The sequence below is a fragment of the Bombilactobacillus folatiphilus genome, assembly GCF_023380265.1.
In the GTDB taxonomy this organism is placed as follows: Bacteria; Bacillota; Bacilli; order Lactobacillales; family Lactobacillaceae; genus Bombilactobacillus; species Bombilactobacillus folatiphilus.
Genome location: NZ_CP093366.1, coordinates 1,286,859 through 1,311,492 on the forward strand (window position 1 = coordinate 1,286,859; position 24,634 = coordinate 1,311,492).

Here is a 24,634-nt window from a genome sequence, read left to right on the forward strand (position 1 = left end):
TTTTCAAAGTACTAATGTTTGAGAGTAGACCTCTCAAAACTAAACAAAGTTTCTACAAAGTGCTTTCCGTTATTTTCCTTAGAAAGGAGGTGATCCAGCCGCAGGTTCTCCTACGGCTACCTTGTTACGACTTCACCCTAATCATTTGTCCCACCTTAGACGGTTAGCTCCTATAAAGGTTACCCCACCGGCTTTGGGTGTTACAAACTCTCATGGTGTGACGGGCGGTGTGTACAAGGCCCGAGAACGTATTCACCGTGGCATGCTGATTCACGATTACTAGCGATTCCAACTTCATGCAGGCGAGTTGCAGCCTGCAATCCGAACTGAGAATGGTTTTTAGAGTTCTGCTTGCCCTCACGAGTTTGCTTCTCGTTGTACCATCCATTGTAGCACGTGTGTAGCCCAGGTCATAAGGGGCATGATGATTTGACGTCGTCCCCACCTTCCTCCGGTTTGTCACCGGCAGTCTCACTAGAGTGCCCAACTTAATGCTGGCAACTAGTAACAAGGGTTGCGCTCGTTGCGGGACTTAACCCAACATCTCACGACACGAGCTGACGACAACCATGCACCACCTGTCTTCCTGTCCCCGAAGGGAACCTTGTATCTCTACAACTTGCAGGAGATGTCAAGACCTGGTAAGGTTCTTCGCGTTGCTTCGAATTAAACCACATGCTCCACCGCTTGTGCGGGCCCCCGTCAATTCCTTTGAGTTTCAACCTTGCGGTCGTACTCCCCAGGCGGAGTGCTTATTGCGTTAGCTACAGCACTGAGAGGCGGAAACCTCCCAACACTTAGCACTCATCGTTTACGGCATGGACTACCAGGGTATCTAATCCTGTTCGCTACCCATGCTTTCGAGCCTCAGCGTCAGTTACAGACCAGAGAGCCGCCTTCGCCACTGGTGTTCTTCCATATATCTACGCATTTCACCGCTACACATGGAGTTCCACTCTCCTCTTCTGCACTCAAGTTCTCCAGTTTCCGATGCAATTCCTCAGTTAAGCTGAGGGCTTTCACATTCAGACTTAAAAAACCGCCTGCGCTCCCTTTACGCCCAATAAATCCGGACAACGCTTGCCACCTACGTATTACCGCGGCTGCTGGCACGTAGTTAGCCGTGACTTTCTGGTTGAATACCGTCACTATCTGAGCAGTTACTCTCAAATACGTTCTTCTTCAACAACAGGATTTTACGATCCGAAAACCTTCTTCATCCACGCGGCGTTGCTCCATCAGACTTTCGTCCATTGTGGAAGATTCCCTACTGCTGCCTCCCGTAGGAGTTTGGGCCGTGTCTCAGTCCCAATGTGGCCGTTTACCCTCTCAGGTCGGCTACGTATCATTGCCTTGGTAAGCCGTTACCTTACCAACTAGCTAATACGCCGCAGGTCCATCCTTCAGTGACAGCCGAAACCGTCTTTTAACTCCCAATCATGTGATTAGAAGGCTTATGCGGTATTAGCAACTGTTTCCAATTGTTATCCCCCACTGAAGGGCAGGTTACCTACGTGTTACTCACCCATCCGCCGCTCGCTTCCTTATCTTCCTACCCGAAGGTATTCTGTTAGTTCCGCTCGCTCGACTTGCATGTATTAGGCACGCCGCCAGCGTTCGTCCTGAGCCAGGATCAAACTCTCATTTTTAGTTTGTGACTCAGACTCTGAACTCTAACGTTCTTTGTCTTCTTTATTTATTGCTTTTATTGACGGGTTCTTGCGAACCCAGCACTTTGGTTAAAAAGAAACTTTGTTCAGTTTTCAAAGATCTACTTTTTTGCTCACAGCACTTGATTATGCCGCTTGTTTAGTTTATCATCTTATCATGAGCTTGTCAACTGCTTTTTTAAATCATTTAGCAGTGACGAACATGACTCATTGACAACAGAAAATATATTATCAACTTTTTTCTTCTTTTGCAACCCCTTTTTGCATCTTTTTTGATTTTTATTTTGAAAATGCCTACCGACTGGGATCGATAGGCATTTTTTTATTATAAATAATAGTTACTACTTAATTTCAGTGAGACCATTCATATAAGGAACCAAAACTTTTGGAACCGTAATTGAACCATCTGCATTTTGATAATTTTCCAGAATAGCTGCGACTGCACGACCAACAGCCAAACCTGAGCCATTCAAAGTATGCACAAATTGTAGCTTACCGTTTTCATCACGATAACGAATTGAAGAACGCCGCGCCTGAAAATCAGTACAATTGGAGCAACTAGAAATCTCACGATAAGTGTTTTGTTGTGGCATCCACACTTCTAAATCATAAGTTTTAGCTGAGCTAAAGCTGGCATCACCACTTGATAAGGTAACAACATGATACGGCAATTCTAGCTTTTGTAAAATATTTTCAGCATTCGCTGTCAATTTTTCCAACTCATCCCAAGAATTTTCTGGCTTACAAAATTTCACCATTTCAACTTTATTAAACTGATGCATACGAATCAGACCACGTGTATCACGCCCCGCTGAACCAGCTTCTGAACGAAAACACGGCGTTAAAGCAGTCAGATACGTCGGCAACTGATCATCGCTTAAAATCTCACCACGATAATAATTAGTCAAAGGCACTTCAGCTGTCGGAATCAAGGTTAACGGACGTTCTTCATCAATAATGGTATAGACATCTTCCTTAAATTTAGGAAATTGACTGGTCCCAAACATCGAATCATCGTTCACCAAAAATGGCGGAATAACTTCAGTGTAACCATCCTTTTGGTGCTCATCTAACATAAAATTGTACAAAGCACGCTCTAATTTGGCACCAGCATTCAAATAGTAAACAAACCGACTACCGGAAACCTTAGCACCTCTTTCAAAATCCAAAATCCCTAATTTTTCACCCAAATCCCAGTGTGCCTGCACTTCAAAGTCAAATTCAGGAATCTTACCCCACTTGCGTAGCTCGACATTGGCAGATTCATCGGCACCAACCGGCACAGAATCATCCGGAAAATTAGGCAAGCGGACCAAAATATAATCCGTTTGGGCACTCACATCGGCCAACTGATCATCTAGAGCTTTAATCTGTTGACCAACTGCTTGCATATCAGCAATCGCCGTGCTAGCATCCTCTTTTTGACGCTTAGCAGCAGCAATTTGCTTGGAAACATCATTGCGCTGAGCCTTCAAATCTTCAGTTTGCGTCATAATTTGACGTCTTTTTGCGTCCAATTCCAATAAATGATCAATTTCTGCTGGTTGTACATTACGTTCAGCCAACTTTTGCTTGGCCCAATCAGGATTATTGCGAATTTGCTTTAAATCTAACATAATATTTCCTCCTCAAAATAAAAAAGTTGACCATCCCTCTAAAGGGACGAATCAACTTTTCGCGGTACCACCCAATTTTAGTGTCTTAACACTACAACTCTTGTCAGCACATAACGGAGCCGGCCGTATAATGATTGATTATCCGTATTTTGATACTGGAAGACGAACTCGCCAACTCTCAGCACTACTTGGCTCTCTGTAGAATTCAAAAGGTATCAAACGTTATCTAAGATGATAGTAATATATTAATTTTTAAAAAGCAAGCACCTACTCAGAAATCTTTTTGTGCGTCCAAATATCGCGAATCAACGTCAACAAGCTACCATATTGCGCGTTACTCTTGTCATACTCCCACTTAAAGATGTATGCATCAAAATGGACAGGTTTCTCACCAGCCTTACTACTGCTAGTAACAATCAAATCAGCATCTTGAGGTTTCTCAACTAATTCTACATAAGGCAAACTCGACAATGTATAAATCAAATCCAAATAATACAGTTGATTGGTTTCAATACTAGGATAAATCTTGACAGCAAAATGTTTAGAAAAGATCACCACTAAACGTAATACAACCTTATAGATAATATCTGTCAACAAAATTTCTTGACCCTGAAAATCTGTAAATTCATCTTTTTCAAACAAATGTTGCAAAACATTCCGAATTTGCTTCTTCAATTCTGGCAAATCAATACTGGATAAGCCAATATTCTCACCAGTGGCGATAGCTAACATTTGGTAATAACTCTCACCATAAGCCAAGCCACCCACCATCACATTGGCCAAAGAAATTTTGTAGAGCTTCATTGTATCGTAGTTGACATCAAAGCGTTGCTGAATATTGTATGGCATTGCCTGAAAGAATTCGTTCACAAAATCATACAAAACCGTATTATAATCACGCAAATATTGATAACGCTGATCAGCCTGCTTAATCGGCTCGGGCACCACGGACAAAGCACAATTAATTAAATTATAAGTGTTGCACGATTCATTCATCAAAATTTCTGGCGAAAGAGTTTTAAAATACGAAAAAATATGCGCCAATTTAGTATTGGAAAACTCATTCATTTCATCATAATTCACAAAATTATCATAAATATTCAAATTAGGATACTGTAGACAACTGAGCTTCGTATCTTCTTGGATCGGATGATCCCGGTAAAGGCGCAGACAATTAATTGCTGTATAAATATTATAAAATTTAATTGTCATACTTGTAGAAACATCCGTTTGAAAAGTTTGTAAAAATTTGTGAACCAACAGATTGGTACCAACTTCATCAATGCTTTCAAATGGCCAGACATAACCTCTGGTGGCTTCCCAACACATCGTCGACAGTGCTAAACGGACATCTGTTTCCTTGCCAACAAAGCGCATTCTTTCATAAGTGATGCGTACATTGAACTTTTTCAGAAACATTCGCATGGGTCTAAGATGTCGCAACGCTGTAGCTTTACTATTGCCACGCTCTTTATAAAAACGCTCAAATGAATCACAAGTATCTTCAATAATTGCTAATAAAAAGTTATACGCATCTGACTGGGACACCAAGAAAAAATGATAGGCATCGTTATCAATTGAGAAAATTTCCTCTGTCGTTGGATCATCTTTCTTTAATAGTTTTTTGATATCTTGCACAATTCCGTCATAAGTATTGTAAATACTTCCATAACTTTTTTTCATTTGAACAGCTGTTTGACGAAAATTAATATCCCCTATTTTCATATCCAAACTACGATGAGCTTCCAAATCATCACGGTAAGAAGCCTCTGACATCTTGAGTTGACGCACTTGTTCAAATAAATGCAGCTTTTCCATATCTGAAACTGATAAAAACAAATCTTGATTTTCAGTCAAAACTTTTCCCCCTAAATAATAAACACTACCAAATTCAGTATAAAAAATGTAGCAAATTATAGTAAATAATTTGATAATAATAAGCTAATTAAAATTAATACTTATAATGTAATCCAAACATATAAATAATTCAACATAATTCCACTAACTTGTGATTCATTTTACAAAAAAATGGACACCCAAAAATGTCCATTTTCATTTGCATAAATTTATACGTTTGTTGGATCGCCAGCATTCAAATTCCAAGTCAAAGTAGCGGTAAAATTACCGGAAATTTGGCCACTCATACTTGGTGTAACAAGTTGCGAATGCTGCAAGAACAAGCCCCAAGTACCAATACCAGAAGTCCCCGTCGCCTTCAAAACGTCAGCTGAAGAACCGGCATCACCGGGCTTAATTGACGTTTGATCGGACGCTAATTGCTGAACGCTATTTGAATCATTAACGTTCAAATGCGAACTACCATCAGAAGCAACACTTTGCGAGACAACCTTAGCACTATTAAAAACTAACGATGAAATAGCTTGTGTCTGATCGCCATCCGTAAAATTAGAAACGCTCGCACTAAGAGTCCAGCCATCACTGTCACCGCCACGCGTGTCCGTCACAAAAATAGTGTTGTCTGGCGTAGGATCAACATTATCAGCTAATTTATAATTCCAAATCTGTTCAGCATAAAGAAAATGCTTACCATAATTTGGAAAATTAGCTCCTGGAGCCTGAACTGATAAATCTCCTGCTTTAAATTGCACCCCAGCATGAGAATTATTATCATCGGGACCAGTTACAACATGAGCTCCACCAAATCCAGGAAGTGGATCGGCCATGACAGATGTTGTACTCATTAATAAAGAAAACAAGAGTACCAGTAAACTACTAATCCTTGTTACCTTCAAGTTATCCCCCCCATAACTTTATTTTGATGCTTGTTTTTGACCACGCTTATAGAACCAATAGAACAAGCCACCAATTAATAGCACCAAAATAACAATGATTAAGATAATAAATGGCCAGTAATTGCGCTTCGTGTAAGGATTGTTACGATTGTACTTATTAGCATCCTTCGGCGAAATCGTAAAGTTCTTCTTAAAATACCAACTACGTGCAGATGTCTTGACCCAAACACGTGCTTGATAATTGCCGGCCTTCATCGGCATATTACCCCAACTGACGGGATAACCGAAAGTCGAATTAGGTGCAAAATTCATCTGCTTCTGTGAACGATGCACAACTAACTTATTACTATTTGCAGTATAAATCTTCGCATTCACGCGCATATCATCATTCGTAATATACTTAGGCTTAAAGTTTTGCAAATCAAGATAGACTGCTGGTTGCGTTCCAACTAAACCCGTCCGTACCCGATTCAAACGCAAATCAGGCTGAGCTTGATCAACATTGCCAACCTTAAACAACGAACTAACCGAATAAGAATAAACATTATTCAAACTAACAGTTGATTTGCTCTTCTTATGCTTTGTATGGTTATCAATTGTTGGTGAATAAAGGTAAAAACTACCTAACATAACACCGTTAAAATTAGGTGCTTTAACGTTTAAAGTTTCAGTAATCGTCTGGGAAGCATGTGGTGCCAGCTTGACAGTCTGCTTCGTGGGTCCCATCTTGGTCCAATCATACTTCAAACTATCATCACGCTTGGTCGAGAGATTGGAGTAATTAATCTGACCTTGACTAGTTGTCCCAGCCACTGTCGGTTTCACAACAATCTTAATCGAATACTTCTTATTATTAGTCAGTTTTAGCTGTAATGGATACGAAGTACCATCTTGAACATTCTTCAAGAAATAAGAACCCTGCCCCGTATTACCTTGATTATCAATCGGCTCCACGGAAAAACCAGCCGCACCGGTAATTTCGGCGTGGACTGGTTTTACCAAACAAATTCCGCAAACCATTGTTAACAATAAAACTAAACGTTGTAACCATTTATTCACAAACTTATCCTCTAATACCATTATTTCTAGTGACTGAAAACAAAATTAATTAACTTGGAATATTATCTCCAACTTGAGACTGTGTTACATCCGTAGTTAAGTTCCAAGTAACATCAGCATTATATACATGACCAGAGACAATACCACTCAAATTACTTAGAGTACCAATATTTAACTGAACATTATCGTCTTTAGCAAATTGAATACCTGTTGTACCATAGCGATGTACTGTAGCAATTACGCCACCACCATTGGCTGTCAAAGTTGATGTCGAACCTGGCAAAGATAATCTATCTGATGAATTAGTAATCTCGCTCTCATCTGAAACAGAAACCGGAGCTGTTCCATCAAGATCCAAATTGTTAAAGTCTAACGCCTTAACGCCAGTTGGATTATACAAAACAGGAATATTAGCTACTCTAGTATTAGTCGTATCAGTTGTGTCCTGAAATGAACCAATAGATGCTGACAGTTTCCAACCATCAGCAGGTACAGCAGCACTGGAAGTATCATCTGGCGTAGAACGATTATCTACAACAATCGCAACACGATTAGCTGCAGGGTCACCGCTCTCGGAAAGTGAAATTTTACCAGTATTAATAGTATTTTCTTTACCAAAACCAAAATTAGGAACTTGGCGTAGCACTAAAGAACCTGCCTTAAAACCAACTTCAGCCTTAGAATTACCGCTACCAGGATGACCATCACTAACAGTACCAGCACTACCACTTGCAAGACTAGCATCAGCATTATCAGCACTAACAGTTTGTGCAAACAAAGGAGCAGCAACTGCTAATAAAGAAGCAGCGCAAACACCCATACTTAATTTATTTAATTTCATAATTCTCCCACCTCAATAATATAATAAAAACTATACCAGTTAGATTATACAATAACATTTACAAGAAAGCACAAAAAAATTTAAATTTTTCATAAAGATTTACTGACAAAAATTGATTTCAACGACATTCAGACAATCAAAATATAGAAAAAATCACTAATCTAAAAATGATTAGTGATTTTAGCATGCTATGCATTCTTTGTGTAGTAGATGTCAATCGTCATAGAACTTGGCGAGTCACTTGTAACTGTTTGCGTTGGGACAGTCGTCTTGCTGGCTGTATAGCCTTTCATAGTAGGAACCAAGTATTCATCAAAGCTGCCTGTATTCCAAGTCCCATAAACTGTTTCATTGGTTACTTGGTCAACATATAGATTACGTTTTAACAAAACGGTTTGATCGATAATCTTAATTGCACCACTTGGATAGTGAAGATTGATGGTACGTAAGAAAGATTTCGATTCCGAAGCAGTTTGAATTTTATGATCGACATAAACAGAGATTGTCCGCTTACCAGAATCATCTACTGTAATGGTTTGCTGTGGACTATCCATAATTTCATAGCCTTGCGGTTGATGATAATTAATATACCGTATCACCAGTGTAGCCCTTGACTTCTTGCGTGTCCACATTTTGTCCAGATTCATCCACATATTGAATCGTAATCGTTTGTTCAATTGGAGTGTAATAGACATTGATACTTTGATCAACACTATCACCGCTTACCGTGGTTGCATCAATTTTCGTTTGCGTTGGTTGATATCCTGGCAACGTTGGTACAACATAATCTTTCAACTAAGCAGTAGACCAATCGCCATAAGTTTCCGTGCCATCATCATTATATTTTACCGTCCGTTGAATGACAGCGGTTTGGGTAGTTGCTTGAACAATACCATCTGGCTGATATACATTAATTGTTCTTGTGACAGCCTTCTTTTCCACAGTCTGATCAGCAGTTACTTGACCAAAGTCCCATTCATAAGTAGTAGTCACTTGATCGCGACCTTTGAGTTTGCTTAATTGATCCGCTGTATATTTGCGATGTGATTGATAACCATTAGTGGCAACCCAATCGTTAGAAACAACTTTTTGATTGTTACCGGGCATGGTCTTTCCGGTACGGTCATCAGAATTCAAAACTAATTGTAGATTAGGATAGGCAACGATGTGCGATAAATGAGGATCATTATTTAAATACAGCTGACTACCTAAGGAAGTGTCAAAACTACTTAAATCTAAACTATTTAAAGATGAACAACCATCAAACATATATCTCATATTCGTTACTTTTGAAGTATTAAAACTACTTAAGTTTAAATTACTCAGACTGGAGCAATAGTGAAACATAGAAATCATAATATTTACGTTAGACGTGTCAAAATCACTTAAATCTAAGCTTTTTAATTTAACACAAAATGAAAACATATCCCACATATTATTTACATTGGAGGTATTAAGATTATTCAAGCCATCTATTTTTTTAAATTACGTAATTCACTAAATAAATCACTCGAATCTTGATTGGCAATAACATCTTTATCAAAACTTATCTTTATAATTCGCTTACAGCCACCATTTGAGTAATTAGGTATATCTTTAAACTCTTCAGCTTTGCTAATCCCACCAGTACCTAACGTTCCAGCATGGAATGTTAAAACATAATCGTCACCATCTTTGGTATAATCCCATTTGCTAGAGCCCCAAGTTCCTTGAGCTAAGGCATTGTTCGTAGGTTCTTGATCAGTCGCAAGAGTATCAACATCACCGGTTGATGGTTGCGTTGTTGCATCTTGTGGATCTTGGACTGGGGTAACCGTACTTTGATCATTATTTGCGCTAGAGTCCGAGGTTGTTGCTACACCATCTTGAAAATTGGTAGCTGCTGTCGAAACGCTTTCTTGAGCTCCATCGTTAATAGGTGCCGTTGGTTCAGTATTAGACACCGTCGCTGATGATTCAGGCGTCGAAGCCGAACTGGTAACGTTATCATTATTTTGCAGACTTCACCAAACCACATACCAAGCCGAACACAGTTCCGACTGTTTTAAATGTTGCTTTCTTGTTATTCACTTACATCTCTCCATTCTTCAACTAATATGATATATAATTAATCTAAAACCAACGTAATTATAAAACACTAATTTTATTTTGGAAAGTGAAATTTTTATTTAGCTTTGAAGAGTACAAAAAAGCTACCAAACAGTGTTTGATAGCTCATTATTCTCAACTTCGGCGCCCTTTATTTAAGGCAAAACGGAAAACTAACCACAAAATCAAACCAAATAATAATACAACTAAAATAATAATCACCACAATCAATGGTCGATAATCATGTTTCAAATCCGGATTTTGCCGGTTCAACCGTTGTGCTTGTGCACGTGTCACACTGAAAGTCTTTTGGAGATGAAATACTTTATCACCTAAATCCACCAGCACCCGATAGCGATACTGTCCCGCTTTAATCGGATCGTTGCCCAGATCAAACGCCAACGGCGCAATCGAATTAGCTGCCAGCGCACCTTGAGACAAATTAAAATGCTGATGAACATTGCGATTGGTGAAACTCAAGCCTTGAAGGCTCATCTGATACTTCACCGCGTTATTACCATAATAAAGCGCGCTCTGATTATGGACATTGCCCACGATTTGCGGGCGACCACCCAATGACTGCAAACGAACTTTGCCCAAACGAACATGCGGCTTCAACTTCGTATATTTGCCAACATTCACCAGCACACCAAAAGACATCTGAAAATTATTAATTTGATGATGATACTGCTTCTGACTCAACGTTTCCACAATCGCTGAACCCGAAATCGAACCCCTATACGAGCTGGGCGCGGTCAAAGTCACAGGCACAAGCTGCTCTTGTTGGGGAGCCAAGGTCAAAATTTGCGTCTGAAAACCCAAATCTGCCAAACTGTAACGCCACGAATCATCCATACGCAAATGTTGACTTGTCGAAATGTCAATATTACCAGCAGAATTCGTTTGCGCTACCCCACCGTAAACCTTCAATTGCACAGCTTGTGGCGTGGTATTCTGCAAATGTAACACAAACTGGACAGATTGCTTGGGCTTGAGATCAACATTAATGATTGAACTATTGACTGGTGTTTTATTAATTTTGGGAACTTGCAGTTGAACTTGAACAGGCGATCCGGGATCCGCGTGCACGTCTATGCCATTGAAAAAGAAGCACCAACCAATCACCATGACCAGTGCTCCTATAAATTGCGAAAAATATTTGTGTGAATTCATGAATTTAACCTTTAAGCTGTTACCGACAATGTCCAAGTTAACGGCGCCGTGTAAGTATCATTAATGTTAATTTTAGTAGAAGGAAAATTTTGTAAAGTTGCATAACTTGGATCATTAAAATCTATAGCGTAAGCATGTGCTTCATATTTATTTCCAGTAACAGACATAACTGTTGATGGCGTAGTATCATCACCGGATTTTAAGATGACATTACTTGTAAATCCATTAAGAACAGTTGATCCACCGGAACCAATAAACGTATTATTTACCCATGTACCCAGTCTGGTTCTTTTGTTTGTCAACCCTGTAGCTTTTAAAACAATTTGAGGAGAATACTTAGTCGATAATGGAATATCTTGATTATTTTTATTCTTATATGAAAACTTTCCCAATTTAACATCTACGTTCCATGGATGGTAATTTGTTTGAGTACCAGGATTAGCGTTCTGATCATTCACAACCAAATAACGATTAGTACCCTTTTTATCTAAATTCTTACTAGTTTCACCAATTTTTAGTGCACCAAAGTCAAAATTAGGTACTTCCACCAAGGTAATCGGTCGCGAAACCAAATCCCCATCAAAATCGAAACCGGCGCCCCCATATGATTTTAACGAACCTGGCTGAACATTAATCGTAGGAGTAGTACTATTACCACTTTGATTGTAACTATTATTCACCCCGCTAACTCCCGCCAAAGCACCATCACTACTGTCAGCTAACACCGTCTGCACTGTAGCACTCAAAGCGAGCGCGGTCAATGAAATACCCGTTAAAATTGTTTTACGAATTTGCATGAAAACTCCCCCAATAAAACTACTTTTGACGTCGAGAATAATTGATTCCAAAATAATAAACTAACCAGGTGATTAAACCCATCAAGACGATTACTAATAACATAATAATCAAAATCATATTACGATAATTGCGTTGTGCCTTAGGCAACAAACGATTCAACTTTTGAATTTGCTGTTTGCTGACATGCAATTGCCGATGAAAAACATAATGTTGTTTATGCCGATAAAAGGTATATGTCAACTGATATGTACCAGCAACCAGTTTACTTTTTTTCCATGGAAGCGCAAATTTAGTTTGCGAATTTGAAGCAATATTCACATTATCCAAGTGAAAGTTGGTTTTAGCTCGTGAAAAATTGGTTTTCGTGAGCTTCACTTTAAGCTTGCCTTGCAAAAAAGGATATGAAGCCGTATTTTTCAAGGGTGTCATAATTTGGACTTGTTGACCATTCGCCGCTAAAGTCGGATTTCCTAATTTTAACTTTGGCAACAAGATGGCATCATCTTGGCGCAAAATCAAATCATAGGCAATCGCCGCAGTGGAAACTGTCGTTGAACTGGCATGTTTTTGTGATTCAATTTTAGCTTTTTGGGCTTGCACATCAGTTTTGGAACGAAACAACAAACCACCCATGACCACCCCAATCATCTGTTGATTGGGAATTTTCAGCGTAACACTGGCTTCCACACTACCTTTAGGTGGAACCGCAACTTCATTTTTCGTCACCATTTTTTTAAGGTTAAATGCTGATTTCGGTCCTACTTTAGCAGTTGGATCATCAATCGCCAACTGTAAATTGGGCGTTGTCTTACTAATTGTGGGTGTTACCGTGACAATATTTTCTTTGTTCGTAAAATTCAACACTTTAAACTTCAACTGATAGCTTTGATTGGGTTCAACATGTAAATACCAGCCACCTTGTGCAGAACCAATCTGATTGTCCAACTGCTCCGGCACGATACTAAATGTTCCACCGTTAGCTTGTACCCCCTGACTAGATTGTTTAAAACCAAACGTTGCAAAAGCAATCACAACCAACCAACGATAGATAACCGACGAACGCATACTACACTTGATCCTCAGCTAAAGATTGTGTACCACCATCAATACTTACAGTCCAATACAAAGGAAAGATAAAAGTGGCTGTTTTAGACGAAGAGCTCAACACATCATTTTGTAAACTATTTAACACGCCTGAAGATAAATTCAAATGTGCACTATCAACGTCATTGAAAATCAGCTTTATTTTTCCTTGAGAACCTTGCTCCGAGTTCAATACTTCTGTCGAAGCATTTGAACTCGGAGCACTAGTCAAAGCAACATGATTATCTCGAGTCACAGCGGGATCCTTCCCATTAACAGATGACCACGTATCCTGGGATGGTGACTGAGTCTTTATAATCCAAAAATTGGTAAACGATTTATTTGTACCTTCAGTATTGAATAAGTTAATATAGCTCAAATTACCGTTTGAATCGAAAGATACTTTACTGATCTGGTCGGCACCAGTTGAATCCTTCAATGTCGTTCCGTAATTAGCAACACTAACGCTAAAAGGTACTGCCCCATCAGGTGAATTGACAATTAAAGAACGATCTCCAGTAACTTTAATCATTGACAGCAAAGTATCCGTATATCCGTGTCCTGTCCCAAAATCGAAGTTAGGCATTTGCTCAAGAAAAATATTAGCATTCTGGAAAGTTACGGTGACAGAAGTCGTCCCAGTCAATCCATCATCCGGGATATCTTGGGTGGTGGGATCACTACCGGTGCGCGTCACGTCTACTGCTTGTACAGGCGAAGGTGATACACGATGAACTGCTCCCAAGCTTAACGCTATTGAACATATTATTAAGAAATTAAGTCTGACTCTCTTCTCCAAAATTCACACCTCAAATCTGATTATATCAACAATCGTCTCTAACGTCCACGGTTGTTTCGAGCCTTCAAGTAAATCCAAAGTAGGTAAACAAGTCCCAAAATAATAACCAGGAAGAAACCGACAAAAATCCAAGGTAGAACACGATTATAACGTTTGGGCGTTGTTTTCTTATGCAAAATTGCTGTCTGTGCTTTACTAATCGTAAAGTGACGAACAAAAGACTTTTTATAACCATTTTTGGCAGTGAGTGTTAGATTAAGCTTGTAAGAACCAGGCTTAACCTTTTTGAATGGAATCATCACTTGCCATTTCGAATTAGGCGCAACTTGCAGACTAGACATCGTCTTCTTAATATGCTGCTTCTTATTGCGGATGAAATGAGCGTTCATCTTCATGCCACTAACATTGATTGGTGCGGGATTATAGAGGGTAAAGCCAATGCCCTGTTGGGTGCTTCGACTCTTCCCTGTCACTTCTTTACTCATCTTCAAATCAGGTTGGACGTGATCCATGTTCGAACGTAAAACAATCCCCGTAACATACTGAATTTGATTTTGAATCGCAAAATTACTTTTGGTCGATGAACCGACGGCAGAAGTTGCCACAATCCCGCCTAAGATAATTCCCTTAAAGGGTTCAGCAGGTGCCTTATACGGGAAGCTGACGATTTTAGTTTCTTGCGGTTGAACCTTGACGGTAGCCGTCCGTTTACCAATAATCAAATCCGTCAGCGACGGTTGTAACGGCTGATAGAGCTTAACTTTGGAGCGATCATAACTAATAATACCGTTACTAGATGTGTAAGCATTATTCAAATTAATCTTGATAGTCATGGGCTTCTTGCCAATATTCATGACAATCATACTTAACTTTTGCTTTTGATTCGGCTTTACCTGCAAATCAAAAAAAGTTTCCTTATCAGTCACCTGATTTTTAGGCAGAATCGCCTTGACCGTGAATGAGCGATCTTGTTGCGTCGGAGCATTATCTTTAGCTTGAACGCTTTTGCAGCATATTCCCCAAAATGCTAATACTAATACTCCTAATTTAACAATAAAACTTAGTTTTTGCTTCATAACTATTCCCCTCAAAAACATTTGTTTAACTTAATTGGTACCAAAACGCAACATACTTTACTTTATGATCGCGGTGGATTTGATTGTTCCTGCTGTTGCTGTTTTTGCTTGCGGGATTGACTCCACAAGCCACCGAATACAAAACCAATTAACAATAACAGTCCTAACACGATCATCAAATACATTACTGTTTTATCAGGATTTAATCCCCGTGAAGCCCGATTAACAGCATTGGCTTGCTTTTGTGTAATCCGATAGCTGCCTGAAAATTTCCAATGCGTTTTGCCACTACGTGCCGTTCCTGTTGCTTGATATATGCCCGGCTTAACTGGTAATGACTGTTGATCGAACGCAATCGGAATATTCGAATTAGGCGCAATCTGCTTATAAACTTGATCTGCCGTTACTGGTTTAAAGCCCATCCCAAATAGCTCTAACAAGCCACGACGCTTCAACGACATATGCACGGTAACATTCTTCATCAACCCCGGTTGATTATTCGACAAATTAACATTAATAAACGGTTTATGATTGACCGCTTCAGGCGTCACCCCATTTAAAACCAGTACCCCGCCAACTGGCTTATTATCCTCCGTAATCCAGACTGGCACTTTGAGTCCGGGCGCATTCGGAGTATTCAAATCATAGATATAAAAACCGCCTAACATCAAGCCCTTGAAGGAACGCGCAGGCATGTGGACGTCAAACGCTACTTCTTTAGTCTTATTCGCACCTAACTTGACAACTTTAGAAGCTGTCATATCTTTGAACGCATAACGAAGATCATTATCCCCAGAGTTAACGACTTTCTGGTAAGTAATGCCACCTTGCGAAGTAGTGGAAGCATTCGTCGGGCGGACGCGCACACGCGTACTCATATCACTGAAGTTAGTTAAAGACAAACGCATTTGGTACACTTTGTTCGGTTGAGCCACAATCTGAAAACGATCCGTGACATCCGAATCATTGATGATAGGCGTAACTGAAATATTGCCGATATCCGCCTTGACATGCGTGGCTGTCCAAGCACTAGAGATCAACATCATAATACTAAGAATTAACAATCTGATTTTTTTCATAAATTCACCATAATCAAAACGATATACTATATGATTATACAAAAAAATGTGCACACTGTTAAGTGCACACATATTTTTAGTCAATTAAATTCTTAATTTTGCTTCTTATTATTCCGACGACCGAAGTAAATACCTAAGCCAAGCACTAATAACAAGACTAAGACCGCAATCAAGATCCAGAGCCAGAGATAGTTAGGCTTAATGCCAGACAACTTGTTGTACTTACCAGCATCTGCGGAAGTAATCGTAAAGTCTTTATCAACTACCCATGACTGTGTCTTATCACTAGAAGTCAACTTCACATGTAAATGATAGTTACCAGCTTGTAGCGGTGTACTACCCCAATCAATCAAGTAATCAAAATTGGAATTAGGAGCTGGAGACATTCCTGTTAAGGTAGCAGTCTTCTTAAATTTGTGGTCGTTAGGCCGTTTAGTAACAGTAGCTTTTGCATTAATATTACCATTAAAGCCCTTGACATAGTTTTGAAGATTTGCCTTGACGCCACGTTGACCCTTACCAGAAGCATTAGCAAAAGCTGTAACCTGTCGTGCTCTAAACTTCGGTTGCATAGTCGAATTCTTATCTTGACGTACCTTCAAAGGCACACCTTGGAAAAACTTATTCGTCAACAAAGTACCGTTTTTAGCAACCGTCTTATAAGCTTTCTCACCCTTAGCCGGCTGAACTCCAATACCACCCATTAAATAACCCGAAAACCTCTTTTTAGGAATTTTGATTTGAAAGTTAACGTCAACTTCCTTACCAGCAGGTACGGAAACAGTTTGGACTCTAGGAGATACCAAATTGGCTAGTTTAATCTTTAAAGAAGGGTCACTAACTTTTTTCTTACTATAACTATAAGTACCCCCATTATTAGTATAAGCTGTATTCACAGTAACCGTATATCGATGATCCTTAGTATCTTTATTAACCACGCTAATAGATATATTTTGCGTACTACCTGGAGTCCCAAAGATATCAATTTGTCCATTTTTAACAACTTGATTACTACTATAATTGGGCCTAATTCCATAATTACCAACCGTAGCATGAAGTGGAACTGCCGTTATAAAGCTTATTCCAAATGCTGTTAGTAAAGCCATTAACATTTGCTTCAAATGATTCATATTAACTGCACCTCAATAATTAAATTATACGTAAAACCACACTTAACAATCTTAATCTTTTCATATTAAAAGTCAACAAGATATTTTATGTACAAAAAAAGTGTCGCGAAAAACGACACTCCTAAAAATTATAAAATTATTGAGCTGCAGCAGATAAATTCCAAGTAATTGGAGCTGTATATGCACCTGTATTAATACTCTTTGGTAAATTCATCCGAATTCCAGCGCTATGATCAAATTTGAATTGATCAGATCCACGTTTATTGTTTTCAGGAACAACAATAAGAGGAGATGAAGTTGCAGCACCAGCGGATGCAATCACATTAGCATTTGATTGATAACCCATGTCAGACTGAACAGCTTTAGTAAAATCAAGTGCAAAGGCACCATTAGTAGCGGCATCAGCAGCAGTAGAACTACCAACAACATTACCATCTTTGCCTTCGAAGTTACCTAATTGAACTGAAACTGTGTAACCAAAACTAGTTTCACCAGCACCAGAAGCTTGTGAAGCATCTGCAGGTAAATCAGCATTCACATCATTACGTGAATCTGAAACCTGTAAAACACCGTCGGAGTTACCATTATCACCCCAGTTTTGGTTGTTAGTTTCGCTCTTCAGATCACCATTATCTTGTAAATAAGCAAAATCAGCACCCTTAACAGCTGGATTGAATGATAAATCAGGAACCTTATCTAAACTTAAAAATCCTGAAACAACTTTAACACTAGCAGTAGATGTAGCACTAGTTGAACCAGTTTTATCATCAATCTGATCAGATGTGTTAGATGGTAAATCGTTACCAGCAGCACTTACGCTAGCAACAGGTGCAACAGCAGCTAAAGCAACAACAGCAGTTGCTACAGAAGCAAATAATTTATTCATTTTCATTGTTAAATCCCCCCAAAATATTTGAACTACATTTAATAAAATACAACTAATACAATACCACTTTTGTCAAAAGTTGCAAGAGCCTGTACCAAATAATAGTTTCACAACAAAACTACTGTAAAGTACTCTTACTCTTTTTACAGTAACATAAACTTAATCCCAACAATAACGATGAGCCTAAAGCAATGGCTCCATAATTAGTGGCATTACCCGTTTGTGGATAATTTGGTGAACCAACTACTTGTACTGCACCCGGATTATTACCACCCGTTTGTGGGTAGTCTAATTTATCAAGTTTGGCACCCTGTTCACTAGCAACATTGGTCCCCTTGACAATGACGGAAGCAGTTGACGACTTAGTATTGGAATTAGTATCTTCTCCCCCTCGGCTGTAACCTTGAGTGACTGGCAGTGCTTGGGCAACTTCATTACCTTGATAATCATAGTCAGTACCTGCCCACATTGCTGTGGAATAAGCACCAATTACAACTACAATCGTTGCCACAACTGCTACCAATAAACCAGTTACCTTACGCCAAGTGAGTCGCTTTGAACTTTTAGTTGTTTTATTCAACAATCACGACCCCTTTCGCAAGTTTGTAATCTCAATACACAAAGACAATATATCACTTTACAATATTAAGTTCAATCAATTACTTGCTTTTTCAGCCTGAATAGTATCCAAGATATGTTGCCACTTTTGCCAAGAAGTTGCGGGAGAAAACGGGTCCACAGTATTATAAGCACCATCACTCAAGCGTTGTGCTAATTGATCATCTTGTAAGATTTGGCTAACTTTTTGGGCCGCTAAGTCTATGTCGTCTTGTGGAACCAGATAACCATTTTGATCGTCCTGCACAATTTCACTAGGACCATAACGACAATTATAACTAACCATCGGTACCCCATGACTATTAGCTTCCAATAAAGCTAGAGATAAACCTTCACTATAAGAAGTAACTAAAACCACGCGAGCACGGTCATAAATTGGAGCTAAATCAGAAACAATCCCTTTAAAACTGACATGATTTTGCAAATGCAAATCCTGTACCGTCTTATTAACTAACTCAGCTTCTTCTTTGACGGTAATGCCACCATAAACTTCTAAATGAGCTAACGGATCTTGTTTACGCACTTGCTTAAGTATTTTTAAAGCGTGCGTTACCTGTTTTTCAGGCGAAATTCGCGCCACCATCATAATTAAATGAGGATCACGCTGATCCATTTTTACTTGCGGTACACCAACTTGGCTATTACCACTAGGCATGGCTTGGACTTTTTCACCTAAATTCAAGCGTTGATTAATTTCTTGCTTCTCCCATTTGGTAGGACAAAAAATCAAATCAAATTGATCATTATGAGTCAAACCATAGTCATAATTATAATTAAATGGTGCTGTCATAATATCAGCTTGCCACGAGTTCACAAATTGATTATGAATGTAAAAGCCCTTTTTAGCGGCTGTTTTCATCCGTGGCAAGCCTTGCGTACATTCCATCCGATCAGAGATAAATAAATTGTGCTCACCGTAATCTTCATTCAAACAATCATAAAAGAAGCCGTGCAAATCCCGAATATCCGTGAAAGTATATTTCTGATTACGAAATTTAATTTTGTATAAAACCACGCGCCCATTTTTGAAAACTTGTGTACAAAAACTGTGACCTTGATCGTTAAAAATTTCTTGTTTGGTGACTTGTCCATGCTGATCGTAAAAATATTTAATTGATAAAAAGCCCCGTGCATCATAGCCTTCTGCATAATTAGTCTGACTGCTATTAACAGTTGAAAAAGTGATCGAAACAATTTGCCCCGTATCAACATCAGCTCGTAACAAGGCTTGGCGACCATCTTCCGTCACCAACTGATAACCATTTTCGTTACTTTCTTGACCTAAACGCTGCACGATATGGTAACGATGCTGTTTGCAATAAGCTTGCACCGGATTAGCCTGATAAAAATCGGTATGATTCTGACCAAAGTAATCAAAAATATTAATCACATCATCTAGTTGCACATCAAACTTACCCGGACCATCAGCCCAATTATTACGATACGAAATGGTGACAATTTTGGCAGGTTCTTGATGTTCATGAAAAAGCCGCATTCGCTTGATCTGCGAATGTTCAATTCCTGCTGAAATATTCGATAAATCTCCCGTTAAAAAAAATTCATGCCCAGATACCTCCTTATTTGTTTATTATAACAAATTCTTAAAGTTATTGATTTGGACTCAAAGATAGTATACTGAAAGTGAGGTGAACAAAATGAAAATAACACGCAATGGCGATGAGTTTTGTACTATCACTAATTTTCCAGAAGTGGGGCAAAAAATGCCCAATTTTACTGTGCGGAATTCTCAAAACAAAGCCGTGCAATTAACCGAGTTGTTAAATCAACCATTATTAATTAGTGTAGTACCCGATATTAACACAAGTGTCTGCAGTTTACAGACGAAGCAATTTAACCAAAAAATGGACGCGTATCAAGGAATTAATTTTGTCACGATTTCTACCAATACTGTGGAAGATCAGGCCCAGTGGTGTGCTGCTGAAGGTGTCAAGCATATGCAATTATTATCTGACGCACAGCAGGATTTTGGTCAAAAAACTAACTTACTCATGGCTGACAGTAAGCTGCTAGCACGCTCGGTATGGGTGATTGATCCAGATCGAACCGTCATTTATCACGAAATTGTGCCCGAAATGACGCATGAACCCAATTACGACCAAGCTTTAGACCAGTTAAACCAAAACTAAAATAGATCTTCTCATTTGAGAAGATCTATTTTACATATCATACTAATTGGCGGTTATTCCAGTAATTCCAAATCGTCATCAACACCATGCTACATCCCGCAACAACAAACAAAACTTTAAACGAGGAATGATCAATCACCAAACCACCAAATAATGGTCCAAGTGCGCGACCAACCGACGAAAAACCATTCACCAAACCTTGGCTGTGGCCCTTATCTGCTGGTGGCGTCCATTGATCAATAATGACGGGCACCGTTGGTACATAAATCGCTTCGCCAATCGTCAACAAAATCATGCCTAGATAAATAAAAATAATATTAGTACTCATGATGGTGACAAAATAAGAAATTGATAAGAAGACTAAGCCAATGACAATTCGATGATACAGATTTTGAATAATCTGCGGGCGCCAAGTCAACAGCCACTGAACAGCAATGATAATAACACCATTGAGCGCCCATAATAAACTGTAAACCCGCAAAGCAAAGCCATTATCAATCAAATAAACTGAAAAATTGGATTCCCACTGTGAATACATCGTCCAAACAATCACTAAAGTTAAAAAATTGACCGCAAACAAATGTTTGATATGATGCGTTGGAAGATGATGCGTGGTCGCATGTTTGGAAACGGGTTGTGTCTGATATTCCAACCGCTGTTTGGGAAAGCAAAAAAACTGTGTAAGAAAAGAAAATAAATAAATGGCGGCTGCTAAAACAAAAATGGGCACCACGGATTTTTTAAAAATTTCACTAATCAGCATTGTGCCAACAACTAAGCCTACATTTAAAACTAAATAAATCAGATTAAAAATTTTGGTGGTAGACATTTTAGGAAATAGCGTTCCGTAAACATTGACAGCCGTATTGAGCCAACCAGTCGTCAAGCCAAAGGCCGTCAAGACAAATACATAACTGGGCCACCTCGTAAACACAATTCCCAATAAACAGACCACCAGACAAGCAGCCATACCAAATAAAGTCAAATAAAATTGGTTAAAGCGATCGTATAATTTGCCAGCTAACATTGCGCCTAACACATTGGCCGCTGAAAAAAACATCAAACCTGTGCCAGCAACAGTTAAAGATTTATGCAAAATCGTATTGATATAAATCGTTGCCAACGGCCACATCATGCTATAAGCAGTTTCGTTCAAAAAGGCAACTAATAATAATGGTACCAAACGAATTTGTTTCATATCAGCACCTCCTCATTAATTACCATCTTATAATAAGAAGACATCTAATGCTAACAGAAACAAAAATAACCCTTTAACTAATTCAAGGATTATTGAAAATTAATTTTTAGTAATGCGCCAAATTCATCGCAATCAACAAGAACAAGAAAACAAAGAATGCAAGATACATAATCGGATGTACTTGACGCCATTTTTTCTCACAAACCATAATTAAAACGTACGACATCACACCAAACGCAAAACCATAAGCAATATCGTAGAAGAATGGCATACCAATAATGGTGACAAACGCGGGAAAAGAGCTCTCAAACTTGCTCCAGTCAATTTGTCCCAAAGATGTGACCATATAAGAACCAACGATAATCATAATCGGCGCGGTCACTTGCGACGTCACAACCCCCAACAATGGCGAAAAGAACAGACTAGCTGCAAACAAAACTGCAACGGTCAAAGAAGTCAAACCAGTACGACCGCCAACCGCAATTCCGGTGGAAGATTCAACATAAGCTGCCGTAGGTGAACTACCAAAAATCGATGAACCCGTCATCGCAAAAGCGTCGCTGAGGAGTGTTTTGCTCAAACGTGGCGGTACTTTTTCACCCCGCTTAATAAAACCAGCCTGCTCGGCCAACCCCACAACTGTCCCCGTCGTATCAAAAAAAGCCACGAGGAAAAAGATTAAAATAACGGTAATCATTTGTGGTGTGAAGACATTAGGCAAATGAAAAATAGCTTGCCCAAATGTTGGTTTGAGGCTTGGAACTGTGGCCACAATATGGTGAGGCATTTTGATTAAACCAGTACAAATCCCCACAACGGACGTGGCAGCCATACCTAACAAAAAGTTTGCCGGCACTTTTAACGTCACCAAAATCAAAGTAAAAACCAAACCAAAGATCGTCAACCAAACGGTCGGGTTATGAAAATCTGTAATCGTCAATAATGTCGACGAATCAGCTTTCAGCAAACCACCGTTTTGTAGACCGACAAACGCGACAAACAAACCAATTCCCGCTGCAATAGCCGATTTAAGATCACTGGGAATATTGTTAATAATTTTTTCACGAATTTTAAACACGGTCACCAACATAAATAAAATGGACGCCACAAAAATTCCAGCTAATGCTGTTTGCCACGGAATTTTCATGCCCAAAACTACTGTATAAGCAAAAAAAGCGTTACTACCTAAAGATGGCGCAATCGCCACCGGATAATTGGCAATAAATGCGGTCGCCAAACAACCAACAATCGCTGCTAAGGCTGTTGCGACAAAAACTGCTCCCTTACTCATCCCCGCATCGCTCAAGACATTCGGATTGACAAATAAAATATAAGACATTGCCATAAAAGTCGTGGTACCAGCAATAATTTCTTGTCGCACATTAGTCTTATTAGCACGCAGATCAAATGTTTTTTCCAATAAGTTAGTCGATGATTTACTCAACGCTTATCCTCCAAAAGTTCATATATCATACTCAACACAAACTATATTATACTGATTACAGATTTAAATGTCACTATTTTGTGGATATTAAGTTTGATATCAATTTATAATGTTCGTGTTTTATATCAATTGATATATTTGACACCGGTGTTATCATTTAATGTATTGGTAGTCGTAAGGGAATTCATAAATGTTCATATTTTTTTCACAATTTGAGGTATTTTTATTCACAATTGCCATGTATTATAATCTTTGTAAGTTGATGAGATAGCTAATATCTTTTCTTCTCCCCTCAATATTTAAATTTTGAATCCCCCTCAATAATTTAAATTTTGAATCCCCCTCAATAATTTAAATTTAATAGCCTTGCATTGATTTTCAATGCAAGGCTATTTTTTATTGAATAAAGTTTAAAACTGTTAATGGGGTAACACATAACAAATTATCAAGCGTATTTTTCAAAACATAACTTTTTGTAAACTGTGCATAATTTTGACGCTCCAGTTTACTCAACGGGTACTTTTGGATTTTCTCTTGCGTTTTTTGCGTCATCAACAAGGTCAATTGTGGCGCCTGTCGACCAAATGACAATGGATTCAGGCTTTGAATAAACTTTTTTTGTTGAGCATCAGAGATATATAACTGATAACCCAACACTGTCAAATGATAATCCGCCACAAACGCATTCAAAAACATTTGCTTTTGATAATCGTCAAATTCAAACTCACGAGCTGCTTGTTGTTGCCCCGCCGTAACCATTTCCTCAAAATCATTAAAAATAGGGCTCTGACGGTAAAGCGCATCCGGCTGCCACCGCGGATCCAAGGCAATAATTTTTGTAGGCTCCAAGCCTTGGGTCACCGCCTTAGCTGCGACAAAAATACTTAATCCCGCTGCCACAATTTGATAATTTTGTAATTTTTTAGCAGCAACAAATTCCTGCAAATCTTGTGCAAAACTAATAACGCTCAGCGGTCCAACACTCTCTGACAAACCATGATAACGCCAATCTAGTGCATAACTATTGGTGTAACCATTAAAAGCCAGCACTTGCACACAACTATTAACACTTTGTGTAAAATCTGGTAAAAAAATCGTTGTTTGCGCTAACTTCAGATCCTCAGCTAAATAATTAATTCGTCCATTACTGAGTGGTAAAGCTTTTACTTCTATCAT

The 24,634-nt window shown here is 38.9% G+C and carries 23 protein-coding genes and 1 rRNA gene; 1 reads left to right on the forward strand and 23 read right to left on the reverse strand.

Annotation, left to right across the window (positions count from 1 at the left end; translation table 11 throughout):
* Positions 1–82: 82 nt before the first annotated feature.
* From MOO45_RS06520 to MOO45_RS06615, 20 genes are all read right to left on the reverse strand, one after another.
* Positions 83–1,649, reverse strand: a 16S ribosomal RNA gene (locus tag MOO45_RS06520).
* A gap of 362 nt (positions 1,650–2,011) precedes the next feature.
* Positions 2,012–3,286, reverse strand: coding sequence for a serine--tRNA ligase (gene serS / locus MOO45_RS06525; RefSeq protein WP_249514112.1), 1,275 nt, complete (start codon positions 3,284–3,286; stop codon positions 2,012–2,014).
* A 267-nt stretch (positions 3,287–3,553) separates the two neighbouring features.
* The gene (locus tag MOO45_RS06530; RefSeq protein ID WP_249514113.1) at positions 3,554–5,143 is read right to left on the reverse strand and encodes a helix-turn-helix domain-containing protein; all 1,590 of its coding nucleotides are present in this window, start codon (positions 5,141–5,143) and stop codon (positions 3,554–3,556) included.
* Positions 5,144–5,352: 209 nt separating this feature from the next.
* Positions 5,353–6,039, reverse strand: a complete 687-nt coding sequence (locus tag MOO45_RS06535) for a WxL domain-containing protein (RefSeq protein ID WP_249514114.1) — start codon at positions 6,037–6,039, stop codon at positions 5,353–5,355.
* 18 nt (positions 6,040–6,057) lie between these two features.
* Positions 6,058–7,098, reverse strand: coding sequence for a DUF3324 domain-containing protein (locus MOO45_RS06540; protein ID WP_249514115.1), 1,041 nt, complete (start codon positions 7,096–7,098; stop codon positions 6,058–6,060).
* Positions 7,099–7,147: 49 nt separating this feature from the next.
* Positions 7,148–7,939 carry a hypothetical protein gene (locus MOO45_RS06545; RefSeq protein WP_249514116.1) on the reverse strand — a complete coding sequence of 264 codons (792 nt, stop codon included), beginning with the start codon at positions 7,937–7,939 and terminating at the stop codon, positions 7,148–7,150.
* 188 nt (positions 7,940–8,127) lie between these two features.
* Positions 8,128–8,538, reverse strand: a complete 411-nt coding sequence (locus tag MOO45_RS06550; protein WP_249514117.1) for a mucin-binding protein — start codon at positions 8,536–8,538, stop codon at positions 8,128–8,130.
* Positions 8,522–8,734 (reverse strand): mucin-binding protein, encoded by a 213-nt coding sequence (locus MOO45_RS06555; protein ID WP_249514118.1) that lies wholly within the window; start codon positions 8,732–8,734, stop codon positions 8,522–8,524. Before MOO45_RS06555 ends, MOO45_RS06550 begins: the two co-directional genes overlap by 17 nt.
* Positions 8,735–9,373: a BspA family leucine-rich repeat surface protein gene (locus MOO45_RS06560; RefSeq protein ID WP_317619050.1), complete on the reverse strand. Its 639-nt coding sequence runs from the start codon at positions 9,371–9,373 to the stop codon at positions 8,735–8,737. It abuts the gene before it with no gap.
* Between the two features lie 38 nt (positions 9,374–9,411).
* Positions 9,412–9,882: a RodZ family helix-turn-helix domain-containing protein gene (locus MOO45_RS06565; RefSeq protein ID WP_249514120.1), complete on the reverse strand. Its 471-nt coding sequence runs from the start codon at positions 9,880–9,882 to the stop codon at positions 9,412–9,414.
* A gap of 280 nt (positions 9,883–10,162) precedes the next feature.
* Positions 10,163–11,155, reverse strand: coding sequence for a WxL protein host-binding domain-containing protein (locus MOO45_RS06570; protein ID WP_249514121.1), 993 nt, complete (start codon positions 11,153–11,155; stop codon positions 10,163–10,165).
* A 56-nt stretch (positions 11,156–11,211) separates the two neighbouring features.
* Positions 11,212–11,997, reverse strand: coding sequence for a WxL domain-containing protein (locus tag MOO45_RS06575; protein WP_249514122.1), 786 nt, complete (start codon positions 11,995–11,997; stop codon positions 11,212–11,214).
* A gap of 19 nt (positions 11,998–12,016) precedes the next feature.
* A complete protein-coding gene (locus MOO45_RS06580; RefSeq protein WP_249514123.1) occupies positions 12,017–13,063 on the reverse strand; it encodes a WxL protein host-binding domain-containing protein in 1,047 nt (348 codons plus the stop codon).
* Between the two features lies 1 nt (position 13,064).
* Positions 13,065–13,826 (reverse strand): hypothetical protein, encoded by a 762-nt coding sequence (locus tag MOO45_RS06585; protein WP_249514124.1) that lies wholly within the window; start codon positions 13,824–13,826, stop codon positions 13,065–13,067.
* A gap of 92 nt (positions 13,827–13,918) precedes the next feature.
* Positions 13,919–14,956, reverse strand: a complete 1,038-nt coding sequence (locus MOO45_RS06590) for a DUF916 domain-containing protein (protein WP_249514125.1) — start codon at positions 14,954–14,956, stop codon at positions 13,919–13,921.
* A gap of 62 nt (positions 14,957–15,018) precedes the next feature.
* Complete coding sequence (locus tag MOO45_RS06595; RefSeq protein WP_249514126.1) at positions 15,019–16,035, reverse strand: WxL protein peptidoglycan domain-containing protein; 1,017 nt, start codon at positions 16,033–16,035, stop codon at positions 15,019–15,021.
* Positions 16,036–16,127: 92 nt separating this feature from the next.
* The gene (locus MOO45_RS06600; RefSeq protein WP_249514127.1) at positions 16,128–17,165 is read right to left on the reverse strand and encodes a DUF916 and DUF3324 domain-containing protein; all 1,038 of its coding nucleotides are present in this window, start codon (positions 17,163–17,165) and stop codon (positions 16,128–16,130) included.
* A gap of 136 nt (positions 17,166–17,301) precedes the next feature.
* Entirely contained in the window at positions 17,302–18,057 is a 756-nt protein-coding gene (locus MOO45_RS06605) for a WxL domain-containing protein (RefSeq protein WP_249514128.1), read from the reverse strand.
* 112 nt (positions 18,058–18,169) lie between these two features.
* Positions 18,170–18,631: an LPXTG cell wall anchor domain-containing protein gene (locus tag MOO45_RS06610; protein WP_249514129.1), complete on the reverse strand. Its 462-nt coding sequence runs from the start codon at positions 18,629–18,631 to the stop codon at positions 18,170–18,172.
* A gap of 75 nt (positions 18,632–18,706) precedes the next feature.
* Positions 18,707–20,164, reverse strand: coding sequence for a glycosyltransferase (locus MOO45_RS06615; RefSeq protein ID WP_249514130.1), 1,458 nt, complete (start codon positions 20,162–20,164; stop codon positions 18,707–18,709).
* Positions 20,165–20,324: 160 nt separating this feature from the next.
* Between MOO45_RS06615 and tpx the strand changes: the two genes are divergently transcribed.
* Positions 20,325–20,816: a thiol peroxidase gene (tpx, locus tag MOO45_RS06620; protein WP_249514131.1), complete on the forward strand. Its 492-nt coding sequence runs from the start codon at positions 20,325–20,327 to the stop codon at positions 20,814–20,816.
* A 37-nt stretch (positions 20,817–20,853) separates the two neighbouring features.
* Here the strand turns inward: tpx and MOO45_RS06625 are convergent, their stop codons facing one another.
* The 3 genes from MOO45_RS06625 to MOO45_RS06635 form a co-directional block, all read right to left on the reverse strand.
* Positions 20,854–22,014 carry an MFS transporter gene (locus MOO45_RS06625; protein WP_249514132.1) on the reverse strand — a complete coding sequence of 387 codons (1,161 nt, stop codon included), beginning with the start codon at positions 22,012–22,014 and terminating at the stop codon, positions 20,854–20,856.
* A 106-nt stretch (positions 22,015–22,120) separates the two neighbouring features.
* Positions 22,121–23,458: an NCS2 family permease gene (locus MOO45_RS06630; protein WP_249514133.1), complete on the reverse strand. Its 1,338-nt coding sequence runs from the start codon at positions 23,456–23,458 to the stop codon at positions 22,121–22,123.
* Positions 23,459–23,854: 396 nt separating this feature from the next.
* Complete coding sequence (locus MOO45_RS06635) at positions 23,855–24,634, reverse strand: alpha/beta fold hydrolase (RefSeq protein ID WP_249514134.1); 780 nt, start codon at positions 24,632–24,634, stop codon at positions 23,855–23,857.